This window comes from Leifsonia virtsii (assembly GCF_030433675.1).
Taxonomy (GTDB): domain Bacteria; phylum Actinomycetota; class Actinomycetes; order Actinomycetales; family Microbacteriaceae; genus Leifsonia; species Leifsonia virtsii.
Map to the genome: position 1 here is coordinate 43768 of NZ_JAROCB010000002.1, position 16783 is coordinate 60550.

The 16783-nt window shown below is 70.4% G+C and carries 13 protein-coding genes; 9 read left to right on the forward strand and 4 right to left on the reverse strand.

Annotation, left to right across the window (positions count from 1 at the left end; genetic code table 11):
* Positions 1-56: 56 nt before the first annotated feature.
* From P5G59_RS06200 to P5G59_RS06225, 6 genes are all read left to right on the forward strand, one after another.
* Positions 57-851 carry an SDR family NAD(P)-dependent oxidoreductase gene (locus P5G59_RS06200; protein ID WP_301217061.1) on the forward strand — a complete coding sequence of 265 codons (795 nt, stop codon included), beginning with the start codon at positions 57-59 and terminating at the stop codon, positions 849-851.
* 53 nt (positions 852-904) lie between these two features.
* Positions 905-1708, forward strand: a complete 804-nt coding sequence (locus P5G59_RS06205) for an alpha/beta hydrolase (protein ID WP_301217062.1) — start codon at positions 905-907, stop codon at positions 1706-1708.
* A gap of 30 nt (positions 1709-1738) precedes the next feature.
* The gene (locus tag P5G59_RS06210; protein WP_175336977.1) at positions 1739-2119 is read left to right on the forward strand and encodes an ArsR/SmtB family transcription factor; all 381 of its coding nucleotides are present in this window, start codon (positions 1739-1741) and stop codon (positions 2117-2119) included.
* The gene (locus tag P5G59_RS06215) at positions 2116-3147 is read left to right on the forward strand and encodes a cation diffusion facilitator family transporter (RefSeq protein WP_301217063.1); all 1032 of its coding nucleotides are present in this window, start codon (positions 2116-2118) and stop codon (positions 3145-3147) included. Before P5G59_RS06210 ends, P5G59_RS06215 begins: the two co-directional genes overlap by 4 nt.
* A complete protein-coding gene (locus tag P5G59_RS06220; protein WP_301217064.1) occupies positions 3144-3752 on the forward strand; it encodes a cation efflux transmembrane domain-containing protein in 609 nt (202 codons plus the stop codon). Before P5G59_RS06215 ends, P5G59_RS06220 begins: the two co-directional genes overlap by 4 nt.
* Before the next feature lie 260 nt (positions 3753-4012).
* Positions 4013-5278 carry a sodium:proton exchanger gene (locus P5G59_RS06225; RefSeq protein WP_301217065.1) on the forward strand — a complete coding sequence of 422 codons (1266 nt, stop codon included), beginning with the start codon at positions 4013-4015 and terminating at the stop codon, positions 5276-5278.
* Positions 5279-5286: 8 nt separating this feature from the next.
* Here P5G59_RS06225 and P5G59_RS06230 read toward each other — a convergent pair whose 3' ends face one another.
* Positions 5287-6762 carry a helix-turn-helix transcriptional regulator gene (locus tag P5G59_RS06230; protein ID WP_301217066.1) on the reverse strand — a complete coding sequence of 492 codons (1476 nt, stop codon included), beginning with the start codon at positions 6760-6762 and terminating at the stop codon, positions 5287-5289.
* 340 nt (positions 6763-7102) lie between these two features.
* On the opposite strand from P5G59_RS06230, the gene P5G59_RS06235 reads away from it, so the two are divergent.
* From P5G59_RS06235 to P5G59_RS06245, 3 genes are all read left to right on the forward strand, one after another.
* The gene (locus P5G59_RS06235) at positions 7103-12154 is read left to right on the forward strand and encodes a beta strand repeat-containing protein (protein ID WP_301217067.1); all 5052 of its coding nucleotides are present in this window, start codon (positions 7103-7105) and stop codon (positions 12152-12154) included.
* Positions 12155-12276: 122 nt separating this feature from the next.
* Complete coding sequence (locus tag P5G59_RS06240) at positions 12277-13035, forward strand: SDR family NAD(P)-dependent oxidoreductase (RefSeq protein ID WP_301217068.1); 759 nt, start codon at positions 12277-12279, stop codon at positions 13033-13035.
* A 1-nt stretch (position 13036) separates the two neighbouring features.
* Positions 13037-13483, forward strand: coding sequence for a MarR family winged helix-turn-helix transcriptional regulator (locus P5G59_RS06245; protein ID WP_301217069.1), 447 nt, complete (start codon positions 13037-13039; stop codon positions 13481-13483).
* Between the two features lie 5 nt (positions 13484-13488).
* On the opposite strand, the gene P5G59_RS06250 is transcribed toward P5G59_RS06245, so the two are convergent.
* The 3 genes from P5G59_RS06250 to P5G59_RS06260 all read right to left on the reverse strand — a co-directional run bounded on the left by P5G59_RS06250 (position 13489) and on the right by P5G59_RS06260 (position 16718).
* Entirely contained in the window at positions 13489-14787 is a 1299-nt protein-coding gene (locus P5G59_RS06250) for an alpha/beta hydrolase (RefSeq protein WP_301217070.1), read from the reverse strand.
* Between the two features lie 156 nt (positions 14788-14943).
* The gene (locus P5G59_RS06255; RefSeq protein ID WP_301217071.1) at positions 14944-16059 is read right to left on the reverse strand and encodes a sensor histidine kinase; all 1116 of its coding nucleotides are present in this window, start codon (positions 16057-16059) and stop codon (positions 14944-14946) included.
* Entirely contained in the window at positions 16056-16718 is a 663-nt protein-coding gene (locus tag P5G59_RS06260) for a response regulator (RefSeq protein ID WP_301217072.1), read from the reverse strand. The genes P5G59_RS06255 and P5G59_RS06260 overlap by 4 nt, the downstream gene beginning before the upstream one ends.
* Positions 16719-16783: the final 65 nt, after the last annotated feature.

Here is a 16783-nt window from a genome sequence, read left to right on the forward strand (position 1 = left end):
AATTCGATCGCCCGCAGGTCTGGCCGCAGGGCATCCTCACCCCCTACGGTCTGGGCATGGATCTCGGACTCTCGGGGAAAGTCGCCGTCGTGACCGGCGCGAGCAAAGGCATCGGGCTTGCCATCGTGCAGGGCCTCGTCGCGGAGGGGGTCCGGGTCGTCGCAGGCGCCCGGTCCTCGACCTCTGAGCTCGACGAACTGGTCGCCGGCGGGAGCGTCCTCTTCGAGAGCGTTGACCTGACCGAGCCGGACGCCCCCGCGCGGCTGGTCGCGCGTTCCGCCGAGTGGGGCGGGCTCGACATCCTCGTCAACAACGTCGGTGCGCTCACCTTCCGCTTCGAGGGGTTCCTCGCGATCACCGACGAGCAGTGGCTCAACTCCCTGAACCTCACCTTCCTTGCTGCCGTCCGCACCACGCGGGCCGCGATCCCGCTGCTGCTGGAGCGCGGCGGCGGCAACGTCGTCACCATCGGATCGGTCAACGCCTTCCTCCCCGACCCGCCGGTGGTCGACTACTCCGCGGCGAAGGCGGCGGTCTGGAACCTGTCCAAGGCGCTCTCCAAGGAGTTCGGTCCGCAGAACATCCGTTTCAACGTCATCAGCCCCGGTCCGGTGGCGACCCAGCTCTGGCTGGGAGACGACGGCGTCGCCGCGACGGCGGCCAGGAATATGGGTGTCGACTTCGACACGGCCCGCGACCGCGTCGTGGCCAGCCAGGGCGGCTTCTCGACCGGACGCTTCACCCAGCCGTCCGAGGTCGCCGACCTGGCGCTGCTGCTCGCAAGCAACCGCGCGGGCAACGTCACGGGCGCCGACTTCCTCATCGACGGCGGCCTCATCAAGACCCTCTGAACCACCCCGATCAACCGTTCGACTCAACCGTTCGACCCCGCAAGGAGCGCACCATGGCACGCAACGTCGTCTTCATCCACGGGCTCTGGATCCACTCCAGCGCCTGGAAACCGTGGCAGGACCTGTTCGAGAGCAAGGGATACGCGACCACCGCACCCGGCTGGCCGGGCGACCTCGAGACCGTCGAGGCGACGCGCGCGAACCCGGACGGCCTGAACAACCAGGGCATCGCGGAGATCTGCCACCACTACGCCGATCTGATCGAGAATCTCGACGAGAAGCCGATCGCCGTCGGCCACTCGTTCGGCGGGCTCATCGCCCAGGAGCTGCTCGCCAACGACCTCGTCGCGGCCGCCGCCGCGATCGACCCGGCGCCGATCAAGGGCGTCAAGATCCTGCCGTTCGCGCAGCTGAAGTCCGCGTTCCCGGTGCTCGCCAACCCCGCCAACCGATCCAGGACCGTCGCCCTGAACGCCAAGCAGTTCCGCTACGCGTTCGGCAATGCGATCAGTGAAGAGGAGTCGGACGCCCTGCACGCTGCCTGGACCATCCCGGGACCGGGCCGCCCGCTCTTTGAGGACGCCACCGCGAACTTCGTCCGCAACTCGCCGGCCGCCGTCGACGCGCACACGGCGGTTCGGGGCCCGCTGCTGCTCGGCTCGGGGACGGAGGACCACACGGTGCCGAGGTCGGTGACGGCCGCGGTGGCGAAGCTGTACGCCGACAACACATCGTCGGTGACCGAGTTCCACGAGTACGAGGGCAAGGGGCACTCGCTCACGATGGACTCCGGCTGGCAGGACGTGGCGACGGACGTGCTCGACTGGTTCGCGGCGAAGGGGTTCGCGGCCGTGTGACCGTCCGGCGCAGTCGGTTAGTATCTGCGTATGGATGCAGATAAGCCGATTTGTGGCCGCCTTCCCGACAGCCAGTACGTCGAGCTCGCGGTCGAGGTGTTCGGGATGCTGGCCGACGCGACCCGCGTGCGGATCGTGCTCGCGCTGAAGGACGCGGGCGAGCTCTCCGTGAACCACCTGGCGGACATCCTGGACAAGCAGCCGTCGGCCGTGTCCCAACACCTGGCGAAGCTGCGCCTCGCCCGCATCGTCTCCACCCGGCAGGACGGGCAGCGCGTGTTCTACCGGCTCGAGAACGAGCACGCCAGCCGGCTGGTGACCGACGCGATCTTCCAGGCGGAGCACTCGCTCGGCGGGACGCCGCGCCACCACCACCCCGAGGCCGCGGCGACGGACGAGGCGACGGCGTGAGCGGGACGCACACGCACGAACATGCGCACGAGCACGGTCATGACCGCCCGCACGCGCACGACCACGACCACGACCACCCGCACCCGCACGGCGGCGTGAAGGGCTTCCTCTACGACCTCTTCGTCCCGCACACGCACGACGCCGCCGACTCGGTGGACGACGCCCTGGAGGCGAGCAAGGCCGGGGTCACCGCGGTCAAGGTGTCGATGTTCATCCTGCTCGGCACGACGCTGCTGCAGCTGCTCTTCGTCGTGGTGACCGGGTCCGTCGCGCTGCTGGCCGACACCATCCACAACTTCGCGGACGCGCTGACGGCGGTGCCGCTCTGGATCGCCTTCGTCCTCGGCCGCCGCGTCGCCACTCGTCGCTACACGTTCGGGTTCGGCCGCGCGGAAGACCTGGCCGGGCTGTTCATCGTCTTCGTCGTTGCTCTCTCCGCGGTGGTCGCCGGATGGGAGGCGATCGACCGCTTCATCCACCCGCGGCCGGTGGAGAACGCCTGGTGGCTGATCGCCGCGGGACTCATCGGGTTCGCCGGCAACGAGCTGGTCGCGATCTACCGCATCCGGGTCGGGCGCAGGATCGGCTCCGCCGCCCTCGTCGCCGACGGCGTGCACGCACGGCTCGACGGGATCACGTCGCTCTCGGTCGTGCTCGGCGCGATCGGCGTGCTGCTCGGCTTCCCGATCGCCGACCCCATCATCGGTCTGCTCATCTCGATCTCGATCCTCGTGCTGCTCTGGGGCACCGTGAAGTCCGTCGGCGCACGCCTGATGGATGCGGTCGACCCCCAGCTGCTCGACCGCGTCGAGCACGCACTCGGGCATGTGAACGGGGTCACCGGCGTGCGTGACGTCAAGCTGCGCTGGGTGGGTCACCGCCTCCTCGGCTCAGCGGTCGTCGCGACGGACGCTGTGAGCCTGCGCGACGCCGCGCACGTGGCCGAGCACGCCTCGGAGCACGTCAGGGCCGAGCTGCGCAACCTCGACGACTTCGTCGTCACCCCTATCCCAGGGCGCCACGGATGACCGACCTGGCGCCGGATCGACGGCACGCGCTCCTCCGCACCGGCTTCACGCTGGAGTGGATCACCCTCGGCTGGAACGTCGTCGGCGTCGTCGTGCTCGCTGTCCTCGCCACCACCTCGGCGTCGGTCGCCCTGGCCGGCTTCGGCCTCGACTCGCTGATCGAGATCGGCGCCAGCACGGTCGTGATCTGGGAGCTGTCCGGCACCGGAGAGCACCGTCAGCGGCTCGCGCTCCGGCTCATCGGCGCCGCGTTCGTCGCCCTCGCCGCCTACCTCCTCGTGCAGACGGCGGTCGCCCTGCTCACCGGCCACCGACCGGACGGCAGCGTCGGCGGGATCGTCTGGACCGGCGTCACCGCCGTCGCGATGTTCGTGCTGGCGGCGCTGAAGGCCAGGACCGGTCGCGCGCTCGGCAACCCGGTGCTGCAGAAGGAGGGCCGGGTGACCATGGTGGACGGCCTGCTCGCCTGCGCCGTGCTGCTCGGCGTCCTCCTCAACACGCTCCTCGGCTGGTGGTGGGCCGACTCGGCGGCCACCCTCGTCATCGTCTACTACGCGGTGCGGGAGGCCGTCGAGATCTTCCGCGACACGGCCCGGCAGACATGAGAGTTAGCCCGCGCTGAACACTGGGAATCCGCCCGCCGGCCCGATGCCGCCGGGCGCGGATTGAGAGAATGGACGCGCGAAGGGGAGTAGCTCCGCGCCCGGTCACCCGGGCGTGAGGGCACGTCGACATACTGGCCGCGTCGGTGCGGCCCGGCGTGCCTCCCGTATCCGGGCGAGCGAGACCTTCGGTCCCATCACGGCGACCGGACTCTCCTTGCTGCATGCTGTCCGGCGCCCTCGACCGAGAGGCCGCAAGACACATGACCACCACTGAGACACGCGCGCCCGAGTCCCGAACGCTCCGACGTCTCGTCATCCCGCTGGGGATCGTCGCCCTCGTCGTCGCCCAGGGCGTCGCGCGGCGCCTGAGCGGCATCGAGCCGGCTCCGGTCGTCGGCATCGTGATGTACGGGCTCGCTATCGTCGCGGCGGCGTTCGCGCTCGCCTGGGCCGGGGAGGCGGCGGAGGTCGACATCTCCGGCGGACTGGCCGTCGGCCTGCTGGCGATCATCGCGATCCTGCCCGAGTACGCCATCGACCTCTACTTCGCCTTCACCGCCGGGTCCGACCCCAGCCAGGCTCAATACGCTGCGGCCAACATGACGGGATCGAACCGGCTGCTGCTCGGCTTCGGCTGGCCGTTCATCCTCCTGGTCGCCTACCTCGTGTTCCGCGGAGCCCGCCGCCGGAAGGCGAGCGTCGACCCGGACGTGCGGACGCGGCCCTTCGCCATCCGCCTCCCCGACGACAACCGCGTGGAGCTCGGGCTGCTGCTGATCGCCTCGCTGCTGACGCTGCTCATCCCGCTGACCGGGCAGATCCACGTGCTCCTCGGGGTCGCGCTGCTCGCCCTGTTCGTCTACTACCTGTGGCGGGTCTCCACCGGCGAGAGCGATGAGCCGGAGCTGGTCGGCGTTCCCCAGGCGATCGGGTCGCTCCCGACGGTCGCGCGACGTGTCACCGTCATCGGCATCTTCGTGCTGGCGGCCGTCGTCATCCTGCTGCTCGCGGAGCCCTTCGCGCACAGCCTGATCGCCGGGGGACGGGCGGCCGGGATCGACGACTTCCTGCTCGTGCAGTGGCTGGCCCCGCTGGCCTCCGAGGCGCCCGAGTTCGTCATCGCGATCATCTTCGCCGCCCGCGGCAAGGCGGCGATGGGCGTCGGCATCCAGCTCGCGAGCAAGGTCAACCAGTGGACGGCGCTGGTCGGCACCCTGCCGATCGCGCACCTGATCGGCGGAGGCGGCTGGGCGCTCCCGATGGACGGCCGTCAGGTCGAGGAGTTCGTCCTCACCGCGACCCAGACCCTGCTCGGCGTCGCCATGCTGATCGGCCTGCGCTTCTCCGGACGCTGGGCGGCCGCGCTGTTCGTGCTCTTCGCGGCCTCCTTCGTCTTCACCTCGACGGAGGCCCGCTGGATCGTCTCGGGCGTCTACGCCGCCCTCGCCGTCGCCCTGTTCGCGCGCCGCGCGGCGCTGCTGCCGCAGACCTTCGCGGCGCCGTTCCGCCGGGTCGCGAAAGAGTAGGAGCCGCCCTAGCGCGGGCGGCGGCGTGCCGCATCCACCGCCTGCTGGCGGGAGGTGACGCCGAGCTTGCGGTACAGGGCGCGGACGGTCGCCTTCAGGGTGTTCGGACTGATGTAGAGCTGGGCGGCGAGGCGGCCCATCGGCAGGCCGGTCGCCAGCAGGTCGAGCACCTCCCGCTCCCTCTTGGTGAGCGTGGGGAGCTTCGGGTCGCTCGGCGCGTTGTCCGTCCCGTGCAGGGTCTCGCCCGCCAGGTCGGCGAGGGCCGACGCGGCGTCCGGCGGGATGAAGCCGTAGGCCGAGAAGAGGCGCTCGCGGCCGATGATCGCGTTGGCGAGGCGGAAGGAGTCGACCGCGAGGCCGGTGTGGCCGAGCAGGAGGTGGGAGGCGGCGGCGATGAGGTGGGCGGGCGCCTCCACCCGGGGCGCAGCGGTGAGGCCGGTGGCAGCCTCGCTGCGCGCGATGGCCTCGCTCGGGCGGCCGCCGCGGTACGCCTGCACCCCTGCGAGGAGCAGGTCGAGTGCGCCGGGGGGATCGGGGAGCGGGAGATCGACCCGCAGCCGGGGCCGCAGGCGGGCGAGGCGGGCGCGCGCGGCCTTGATGTAGCGGCCGTTCGCGCCGCGAAGGTCGTGCACCTCGGGGTGGCGTTCGAGCTCGGCCTCCAGCTCGGAGTGCACGGAGGATGCGGCGTGCTGGGTGTGGGCGAGCATGGCGGCGAGCCAGGTCGCGGCCGCCCGGTGCTCCCCGAGGGGCAGGCCGAGGGCGCGGCCGAGGTGCTGCGAGGCGTCCTTCTCCCCGCGGTCGTACCGGAGCAGTGCGGAGGTGAGGAAGACGATCGCGTCGTAGCGGCTGTTCGTCGCGGGCTCGCCGTTCGCGCGGGCGAGCCAGAGCTCCGCCCGCTGCAGCCTGCCGCGCTCGGCGTGGTGCCAGGCGATGTGGCCCGCGGCCCGGCGGGCGATCACCGACTGCCCGGTCAGTCGCGCCAGCTCGTAGGAGGCTTCGTACTCCGGGAGGGCGCCGGGAGCGTCGGTCACATCCAGCGTGCGAGCCCACTGGAATCGCAGGTGGGGCAGCGAGCCGACCATGGGGGCCCGCTGCGCCGCGGGCATGGCGAGCAGCATGTCCCTCGCCTGCTCGGCCGCCGACCGCGCCTCGTCCAGGCGGCCGGCGGTGCGGGCGGAGGCCGCCTGCCCGGTCAGCAGGATGAGGGTGTTCAGGTCTCCGCTGTCGTCGTCGCGCAGCTGCGGCTCGAGCCGGGCGTCGTGGAAGAACCGGGACGGCTCCCCGTTGACAGTGACCTGCTGGAGGTAGCTGGCGGCGACCAGGAGGCCGGGCGTCTCCACGAACGCCTCCCCTGGCAGCGCCTTCAACGCGGCGAGGAGGTGCTGCGGCGCCTCGTTCGCGAAGGCGTCCCAGTTCTTCTCGATGAGGGCGGCGGCGGGGCGCCAGCCCTCCTTCTTCGCCGCGGCCGTGACCGCTGCGGCCAATCGTTGGGGATCCCGTCTGGGGTCGATGCTCGGGTGGCTCTCGTCCTCAGTGCTGTCCGAAGTCATCGCGCATTCACGAGAGTAGATTGCCAGATTCGAAAACTTTCGAGGGCCGAGGGCAGCGGCCCAGCGCCTCGTCGAGGCGTGTAACCCGAATGGGGACGTCCGTCGGCCCCCCCCTCGCGGTACGGAATGTACCCCCCTCTGGGGGACAAAAAGGGTTAAGTTCCGCCCCCGGAAGGGTCTATTTCGTCCTCCGGCGAGAAGTCGGCGTGTCGTGCCCGATTAGCTGAGTCCCGAAATGGGGGCGGTCTGTCCTCTGGAATTCGGGGAGGTCTCAGTGGGCAAGCACGAAGGTGGGAAGGGGCGCGTCGGCCTGATGCCGCAGCTCCGATCGCGGCGGATGCAGCTGGTTGCGTCGATCGGCGCGCTGGCACTGACGCTGTCGGTCGTTGCGACCACGACGCTCGTCACCACCGCCGCGCAGGCGGCTCCCGGCACCCCCGGAACACCTCAGGCGGTGACCACCGTGTTCCAGGAGAACTTCGAGAACGGCGTCGCCAACACGCCCGTGGGCCTGACGGCGTACACCGGGGCGAGTGGGCAGAAGTACACCGCGGACAACGTCTGGCTGACCAACTGCAACGGCCAGGTCCGCAACTTCAACACCCCGTCCACCACTCTCGGCAACTGTCAGACCGAGAACGACGCCGCGAGGCTGAACCAGCTGGCCTACGCGCTCGGTGTGTTCGCAGGCTCGGCCACCCCGGGCGCGAATCACGTGGTCGCGGCCTACACCGAGGGGAACCCCGGTGCGAACGCAACGGAGTTCCAGACGGTGGGCAACATCCCGCTGGCATCCTCGACGGGCCGGTTCCTGACCTTCAGCGTCGACACGGCAGCGATCAACTGCCAGGTTTCGGCACCCCTCTACCAGTTCGCCTTCCTGAACCAGGCGGGCACCGCCACCAACGTCGGTGGGCAGCTCAACGCCTGCTCCTCCGGACAGACGGTGAACACGCCGGCGAACGGTTCGGTCCCCGCGATCGCTGCCAATGTCGGTACGTACACCTCGAACGGCTCGCTGCTGTTCAGCGGTTCCTCCCTCGGGATCCGGATGCAGAACGCGAACGGTTCGGGCAGCGGCAACGACGCCGCCTTCGACAACATCCGCATCCTGGATGTGACCCCGCAGCTGGACAAGGCCTTCACCCCGACCTCCGTGCAGACCGGCGGCACCTCGACCCTCACCTTCACGGTGACCAACACCAGCGAGCTCGCCTCGAAGACCGGATGGGGCTTCACCGACACGCTGCCCGCCGGGCTCACCCTGGCCAACGGCACCGTCGGCGGCACCTGCAATGCGACGAAGACCGCCGTCGCCGGCGGCACGACCATCGCCATCACGAACGGCACCCTCACGGCCGGTCAGGCGTCCTGCACGATCACCGTGCAGGTGACCTCGCCGGTCGCCGGCAGCTTCACCAACGGTCCGGGCAACGTCACCGAGACCGGCCTGAACCCGCCGGGCGACACCACGGTCACCTTCTCCGACCTCGCCATCCCGAACATCGGCTGCACGACCGATCCTGCGATCTTCAACACCGGCTACAACGCCACCACTGGCGGCCAGATCGCCAACGGTGCGACGGATCAGCGTTGGACGGTCGCCGGCGGCTACACCGGTCTGAACTACGTGAACACCCCGACGGCTCCCGCGAACCAGTCGCACCCGCCGGCGCTGCCGCCGGCGGGCACCACATACGCTCCGGCGCAGGCGGGCAAGGTCAACAACGCCTGGGCGAACAGTCAATCGGGCAAGTCGCAGTGGATTTCCGCAAACTACGTCGACCCGGCCGTCGGCCAGAATCAGGCGCAGGGCTACGGCGACTGGTACTACCGGTACCAGTTCAACCTCGACCCGACGGTCGACCCGGCCAGCTTCGAGTTGAACATGAAGTGGCTGGCAGACAACAGCGTGAACGGCGTCTGGGTCAACGACGTCGCCCAGACCGGCACCAACCTCCCCCAGTCGCCCAGCAACCCGTGGATGGGTGGCGGCTTCGGCGCCAACTCCGCCGCGACCACCTCGATGGCGGGCAACTGGAAGACGGGCCTCAACACAATCCTCGTGCAGGTGAGCAGCGCCTACCTCGCGGAGGGTTTCGACGCCGAGGTCACCTCCACGGCGCTCTGCCCGAACCCGGGATACACGGTCGCGAAGACCGCGTCGGCGGCCACCGTGCAGCCGGGCGGCAACCTGACCTACACGGTGACGGTGAAGAACACCGGCAACATCTCGTACACCGCGGCGAACCCGGCGACGATCTCCGACAACCTGTCGGGTGTGCTGGATGACGCCGTGTACAACGGCGACGCGGCGGTGTCGTTCTCTGCGGGGTCGGCGTCGGCGGCTCCGACCGTGACGGGGTCCACCTTGTCCTGGTCCGGGCCGCTGGCGGTCGGTGAGACGGCGACGATCACCTACTCGGTGAAGGTCGATTCCCCGGACACCGGCGACCACAACCTGACCAACGCGGTGACCCCGGGCACGAACGGTGGCAGCTGTGCGACCGCGGCGGACTGCACGACGACCACGCCGGTGCAGTCGTTCTCGGTGACCAAGACGGCCGACCGCACCGAGGTGGTGCCCGGTCAGAAGGTGACGTACACGGTTACGGTAAAGAACACCGGCACGGTGGAATACACCGCGGCAGCGCCGGCCTCGTTCAGCGACGACCTGTCGGCGGTGCTGGACGATGCCACCTACAACAACGACGCGACCGGCGGCGCGACCTACACCGCACCGACCCTGTCGTGGTCGGGCGCACTCGCCGCGGGCGACACCACGACGATCACCTACTCGGTGACGGTGAACGACCCGGACACCGGCGACCAGCACCTGAACAACACGGTCGTCACCCCGCCGGGCAGCGGCGGCGACTGCGACACGAACGCGGGGAACCCGGCCTGTACGGTGAACATCCCGTCCGGTTCGTACACGGTCGCGAAGGCCGCCTCGACCACCGAGGTGACCGCCGGTGACACCGTCACCTACACGATCACGGTCACGAACACCGGCGCGATCGACTACACGGCGCAGGCCCCTGCGACCTTCACCGACGACCTCTCCCGCGTGCTGGACGACGGGACGATCGTCAGCGGCCCGGACAACGGCGCCACGGTCAACGGCAACACGCTGACCTGGTCCGGCGCCCTCGCGGCCGGTGACACGGTCGTCGTCACCTACGCGGTGAAGGTGAACAACCCGGACACCGGCGACAAGGTGATGACCAACACGGTCCGGCCGAACTCGCCCGGCGGCTCGTGCGACCCCGCGGGCTCGTGCTCGACGACCACGGACGTCCGCTCGTTCACGGTGTCGAAGTCGTCGTCCCCGGCCGGCGCCGTCGCGCCGGGCGCGAAGGTGACCTACACGGTGACTGTGACGAACACGGGCACCGCGGACTTCACCGCCGGGAACCCTGCGTCGTTCAGCGACGACCTGTCGGCGGTGCTGGATGACGCCACGTACAACAACGACGCCACCAACGGTGCCACGTATGCGGCCCCGACCCTGTCGTGGTCCGGTGCGGTCGCCGCGGGTGAGAGCGTCACGGTTACCTATTCCGTGACCGTCAACACGCCGGATGCCGGAGACCACACGCTCACCAACGGTGTCGTGCCGGGCGGCGGCGGAGCGTGTGCGACCGGTGAGTGCGTCACGACGAACCCGGTGCGGTCGTACACGGTCGCCAAGACGGCGTCGGCCGGTCCTGCGCACCCGGGTGACACCGTCACCTACACGGTGACCGTGACGAACACCGGCGCAGCGGACTACACCGCCACCGACCCGGCGTCGATCACCGACGACCTGTCCGCGGTGCTGGATGACGCCACCTACGTGGCGGGTTCGGCCACCAACGGCGCCGTCGTGGCCGGGAACACCCTGACCTGGTCGGGTCCGCTCGCGGTCGCAGCCGTCCAGACGATCACCTACCAGGTGCTCGTCGGCCCGGCGGGCACCGGTGACGGCACCCTGACCAACACGGTCACGGGCGACCCCACGAAGGGCGGCTCGTGCGTCACCCCCGGCGACTGCACGACGACCACGCCGGTGCAGGCGTTCAGCGTGACCAAGACGGCCGACCAGACCGAGGTCACCCCCGGTCAGACGGTCACGTACACGGTGACGGTGACCAACACCGGCACGGTCGACTACACGGCCTCGGCTCCGGCGTCCTTCACCGACGACCTGTCGGGCCTGCTGGACGACGCCACCTACAACAACGACGCGACCAGCGGCGCGACGTACGCGGCGCCGACGCTGTCGTGGTCCGGGGCGCTCGCCGTCGGTGCGACGGTGACGGTGACCTACTCGGTGACGGTGAACGATCCGGACACCGGCGACAAGGTGATGCCGAACACGGTGGTCACCCCCACCGGTGGTGGCGGGGACTGCCCGGCCGGCACCGACAACGCCGAGTGCGCGGTCACGATCCCGTCGGGCTCGTACACGGTCGCCAAGACCGCGGACAAGTCCGAGGTCGCCCCGGGCGGCACCATCACCTACACGGTGACGGTGACGAACACCGGCAGGACCGACTACACCGCAGCGAAGCCGGCGTCGTTCCGCGACGACCTGACGAACGTGCTGGACGACGCCACCTACAACAATGACGCCACCGGCGGCGCGACCTACGCGGCTCCGATGCTGTCGTGGTCGGGACCGCTCGCGGCCGGCCAGGCGGTGAAGGTGACGTACTCGGTGACGGTGGGCAAGCAGGACTCCGGCAACCACCACCTCGTCAACGCCGTCGTGCCCACCGGCCCCGGTGGCGCCTGTGACACCGCCGGCGACTGCCTGACCAACACCCCGGTCGGCTCGTACACGGTCGACAAGACGGTGTCGACCACGAGTGCGGTCAAGCCGGGTGCGAAGGTGTCGTACACGATCACCGTCGTCAACACCGGCCAGTTCGCCTACACGTCGGCCACGCCGGCCTCCTTCACCGACGAGATGAAGGACGTGCTGGATGACGCCACCTACAACGGCGACGCCACCCACGGTGCGACGCTGAACGGGACGGTCCTGTCCTGGTCCGGCCCGCTCGCCGTCGGGGAGACTCTGACGGTCACCTACTCCGTCACGGTCAAGAGCGCGGGCAGCGGCAACGGCCGTCTGATCAACACGGTCGACCCGGCCGTGGACGGCGGCTCGTGCGACCCGGCCGGCAGCTGCGACACCAGCACGCCGATCGACCCGGGCGCGCCGGGGACCGGGCTGGCCTTCACCGGTAGCGACATCGTCGCACCCGGGATCATCGCCCTGCTTCTGCTCGGTGGTGGAGCGGCCTTCCTGCTGATCCGCCGACGCCGCGCGACGGAGTAACGAGGAGCGCACAGGGCGGGCCGGCAGTCGAGTGCCGGCCCGCCCTGTGTCGTGTGCGGCGGGTCTTGCGGATCGTTCGGTACCGTGCGAAAGTGATTCGGTACCGAACGAAAGGCGGAATGATGACGTTCGAACGCATCGCCCTGATCACGGGGGCGAATCAAGGAGTCGGCTTCCAGGTCGCGAAGGAGCTCGTGGCCAACGGCGTCACGGTTCTCCTGGGCTCGCGCGATGAGGCGAAGGGCGTCGCCGCGGCCCGGGAGATCGGCGACGGAGCCATCCCGATCCAGATCGACATCACCGACACGGCCTCGATCGAGGCGGCTCGGGCTCGGATCGAGCGCGAGTTCGGTCGGCTGGATCTCCTCGTCAACAACGCCGGGATCTCGCGTGCTGCCCGGCCCGACGGCGACTTCCTCGAGGGCTACGCCGCAGCGAACAAGGCCAGCACCGCGTCCCTGGATGAGATCCGCACGGTCTGGGAGACGAACGTCTTCGGCACCCTCGCGGTGTACCAGGCGATGCTCCCGCTGCTGCGGGAGTCGTCCGATGCGCGCATCGTGAACGTGTCGAGCGGCGTGGGGTCCCTCGCGGCCAACGCCGACCCCAGCTACCCGTACCACTCCATGTACGGCGCTGTGTATCCGGCGTCGAAGACGGCGGAGAACGCGATCACCCTCGCGATCATGGTCGAGCTCGAGGACACCGACATCAAGGTGAACCTGGTGTCGCCGGCGTTCACCGCCACGAACCTGAACTCGTTCGCGGGGACCGAATCCGTGGAGGACGGCTCACGCGAGGTGGTGCGCGTGTGCCTGCTCGGCCCCGACGGACCGAGCGGCACCTTCACCCGGTGGGAGAACCAGAGCATTCCGTGGTGACATGGATCAGGTGAAGGATTCGCTCGGAACGTGGGCGAAGCGGTACTACTACGCGAATCGGCTGGCCGTCGAGACGCTGCTGAGAGCGCACGGCGTCGGCGCGACCCAGTGGCTGGTCCTCCGCCACCTCGCCGCGGCGGGACCGACCGCACAGCGCGACCTCGGCCGCGTCATCGGCGCGGAACGGGCAGCGCTCAGCGGCATCGTGTCGACCCTGGTGCGCAAGGGCTTCGTCGAGCAGCTGACCTCCGCGGTCGATCAACGGCGACGTGAGCTCGTCCTGACGCCGTCCGGCCGCGAGCTGCTCGACGGTCTCCCGGACCCGTTCGAGGAGGTGCGCGCGGTCGCGCTCGCCGGCATCGACCATGACGAGATCGACGCCGCGATCCGGGTGCTGGAGCGCGCGATCGCCCAGGTGCAGGCCCACGATTTCAGTCGCGGGCGGTAACCGCTCTAGCTCTTCGGCCGTTCGAGACCCAGGATCGGGAACAGGAGCCCGGCCCCTGCATCCAGGCCCCCGATGAGCGCACCGCGGCCGTGGCCTCCGTTGGGAAGGTCGACGAAAGCGGTGTCGATTCCCGCACCCGTTGCGGCGGACTCCGCCTGCAGGGCGACGTGGTGGAACCCGGGGTCGTCGCGGGCGGCGGTGAAGATCGCCGTCATGCCGGCATGCGAGAAGTGGCGCAGCTTGTTGAACGGCTTGCTCGCCTCGTAGGCGTCCGCGTCGCCGTGGAACGCGTCGCGGAGGGTGGCATCCGGGTGCTCGGCTCCCGGGAAGGCTTCTCCCGAGACATCGAGGATGTTGGCGAACACATCCGGATGGTCGATCGAGAACGAGAGCGCGCAGAGGCCGCCGTTGGAGTATCCGGCCGCCGTCCAGAACCGGTGGTCCCGGGTGACCGGCAGGTGAGCGGCGGCCCACGCGGGAACGTCCTGCGTCACGTAGGTCTCCACATGACCGAGGCGGGCCGTGTCCAGGCAGAGGGTGTCGGTGTAAGGGTCGCCGAGCTGGTCGGCCACGACCACCACAGGCGCGAGGCCGTGGTGGCTCGCGGCGTACCGGTCGAGCACCGTGGCGATCGGCTCGGGATCGGGATTGCCGGGCTGACCCATCATCATCACCAGTAGCGGCAGTGCAGGCGGATGCTTCACCAGCGCCGCCGGCGGCAGGTACAGACCCGCCTCGCGGGCGCGGAACCCGCTGACCGTGCCCGGGATGGCGGCCGTACCCACCTCGCCGTGCGCCGGCATGTCGGCGGGTGGCGACCAGTGCTTCCAGAGCTCGCGGTCGTACCCGGCCGACGCGCCGGCGGGAGGCGCCAGGGTGAGCGGCTTCGAGTAGGCGACGGCCAGCGCACTGCCGAGGGTGCGGTTGATGCCGTAGTTGGCGTTGATGCCGACCGCGGCGGCGAGCGCGAAGACGGGCACTGCGGTGATCGCGACCACGGTCCGCCACCGCGGCCGGCGCCGGATGCTCGCCAGCGCCACCGCGGCGGCGACGAACGCGGCCGCGATCCAGAGGTAGTTGCCGTAGCCGAGCGACTCGCCGAAGAGGTTCAGCCAGCGCACGCAGACGAGCCAGGCGACCACGGCGGCCAGGCCGCCGACGGCCGCGGCCGCCGCGAGCACCAGGAGTCGCCGGGCGGAGTGCCGCCGCCACAGCACGAGGACGGCGAGGACCGCGGCGAGCGTGAAGACCACGATAGGAACGGGTCCGTCGACGATGTCGAGGTCGAGGAGCGCGTGAAACACCGGGGTTCCTCTCGGCCTCAGCGGTGCGGGGTCGCGGCGTGGTGGAGGACTCTGGAAATCGAACCAGACGAGTCGCCCCGATAGGCGAGTCCCCCTCGGACGCTCCGACTATAGCGGGGCGAGGCCGGCATCCCGCGTCCGGCGGACCCCGGCGTGTCAGGCACGCGCACGGGGAATGGACAGGTGGACGCTGAAGCCGTCGTGGGTGGGGCCGGAGCGCAGCGAGCCGCCGAGCAGCTCGGCGCGCTCGCGGAGACCGAGCAGCCCGAGCCGTGCACTCGGCAGGCGGAGCGGCGGCTCGGTCGCCCGCCCGTTCACGACCGTGACGCCGCAGGACTTCTCGTCCGCCCACAGGCGGACGGAGATCGGAGACCCGGGAGCATGCTTCCTGACGTTGGTCAGCGCCTCCTGCACCGTGCGGTAGACGGCGCGCTGGACGGGCGCGCTTGCGTCGGCGGGCAGCGCGCCGCTCACCACCACGGGGAGCCCGCTGGTGGCGACGAGGGCGTCCAGGTCGGAGACCGTCGGCTGCGGCGCGAGACCGGGGCTCTGCGTCCCGGCGGCGCGCAGCAGCATCACCATGTCGCGCAGCTCCTCCAGGGTCGTCGCGCTCAGCGTCCGGATCGAAGCGGCAGCGTTGCGGGTGTCGTCGTCGGCGGCCGTCACCTGCAGCGCGCCGGCCTGCACGGAGATGAGGCTGACCTGGTGCGAGACGACGTCGTGCATCTCCCGGGCGAGCTGGTTGCGCTCCCGGGCGAGCGCGGCCTGGGTGTACAGCTCGCGCTCGTGGCGCTTGGTCGCCTCCACCTCGGCGATCCGGGCGCGCAGGTCCGCCGCCGTCTGCACCAGCTGGCCCAGCAGGATCGGCGCGGCCGCGGTGGCGAGCTGGTAGACGAACGTCACCGCCGTCCAGTTCTGGTCGACGGTGAACTGGGTGGTCACCGGCCAGCCGACGGCCTCGGCCGCCGCGAAGAGCGCTCCGCACGCGAACAGCAGCCAGCGCCGCCGGGTGCGGACCGCCAGCGCGAACAGCGCGATCACCGGCGCTGCGAGGATGTTGGCGACCAGGGCGGCGGGCAGCGTCAGGGCGAAGGCGACGAGCGGCCACCGGCGACGGATCAGCAGGGCCGCGCAGGCCAGGGCGCAGAGGCCGATCGTGAGCGGGTCGGCGTCGGTCGTGTAGAGCCAGGCGTCCGCCGCCGCGACCGCGACCGCGAGGATGTCGACGGCCCAGGCCGGGATGCGGCGCCACAGCGCGACGAGGCGGTTCACGACTCCACGTTCCGGTCGTCGAGGAGCCCCGCGCGCTGGGCGGCGAGCGCGGCCTGCACCCGGCTCCCGACGCCGAGCTTCGCCAGGATGGCGCTGACGTGGTCCTTCACCGTGCCGGAGCCGAGGTAGAGGCGTCCGGCGATCTCCGCATTGGAGAGGCCGTGGGCCACGAGCGTGAGCACCTGGCGCTCCCGGTCGGTCAGCGTGGACACTCGGTCGGCCTCGGCGTCCACCGTCCTGCCGAGCCCGGGATGGCTGTCGAGGAGGGTCCGGGACGCGCGCGCGGAGAGCACGACGCCGCCCGCCGCCAGCGCCCGCACGTACTGGGCGAGCTGCTCGGGTTCGGTGTCCTTGAGCAGGAAGCCGGAGGCGCCCGAGCCGAGGGCGGCCATCACGTACTCGTCGGCGTCGAAGGTGGTCAGCATCGCGATCGCGGGCCGGTCGGGCAGTGTGTCGACCACGCTGAGCAGGGTCAGGCCGTCGACCTGCGGCATCCGGATATCGAGCAGGAGCACGTCCGGCTTCTCGGCCCGGATCACGTCGAGCGCGTCGATCCCGGCGGCGGTCCCGACGACGCGGATGTCTTCGGTCGCGTTGAGGATCATGGTGAACCCGCTGCGCACCAGCGCTTCGTCGTCCACGATCACGACACGGATCATCCGCACTCCTTCCCTCACCAGAACGCTAGGGCACGAAGCCGCGCCGCGCCCGGCCCAGCGGGCAT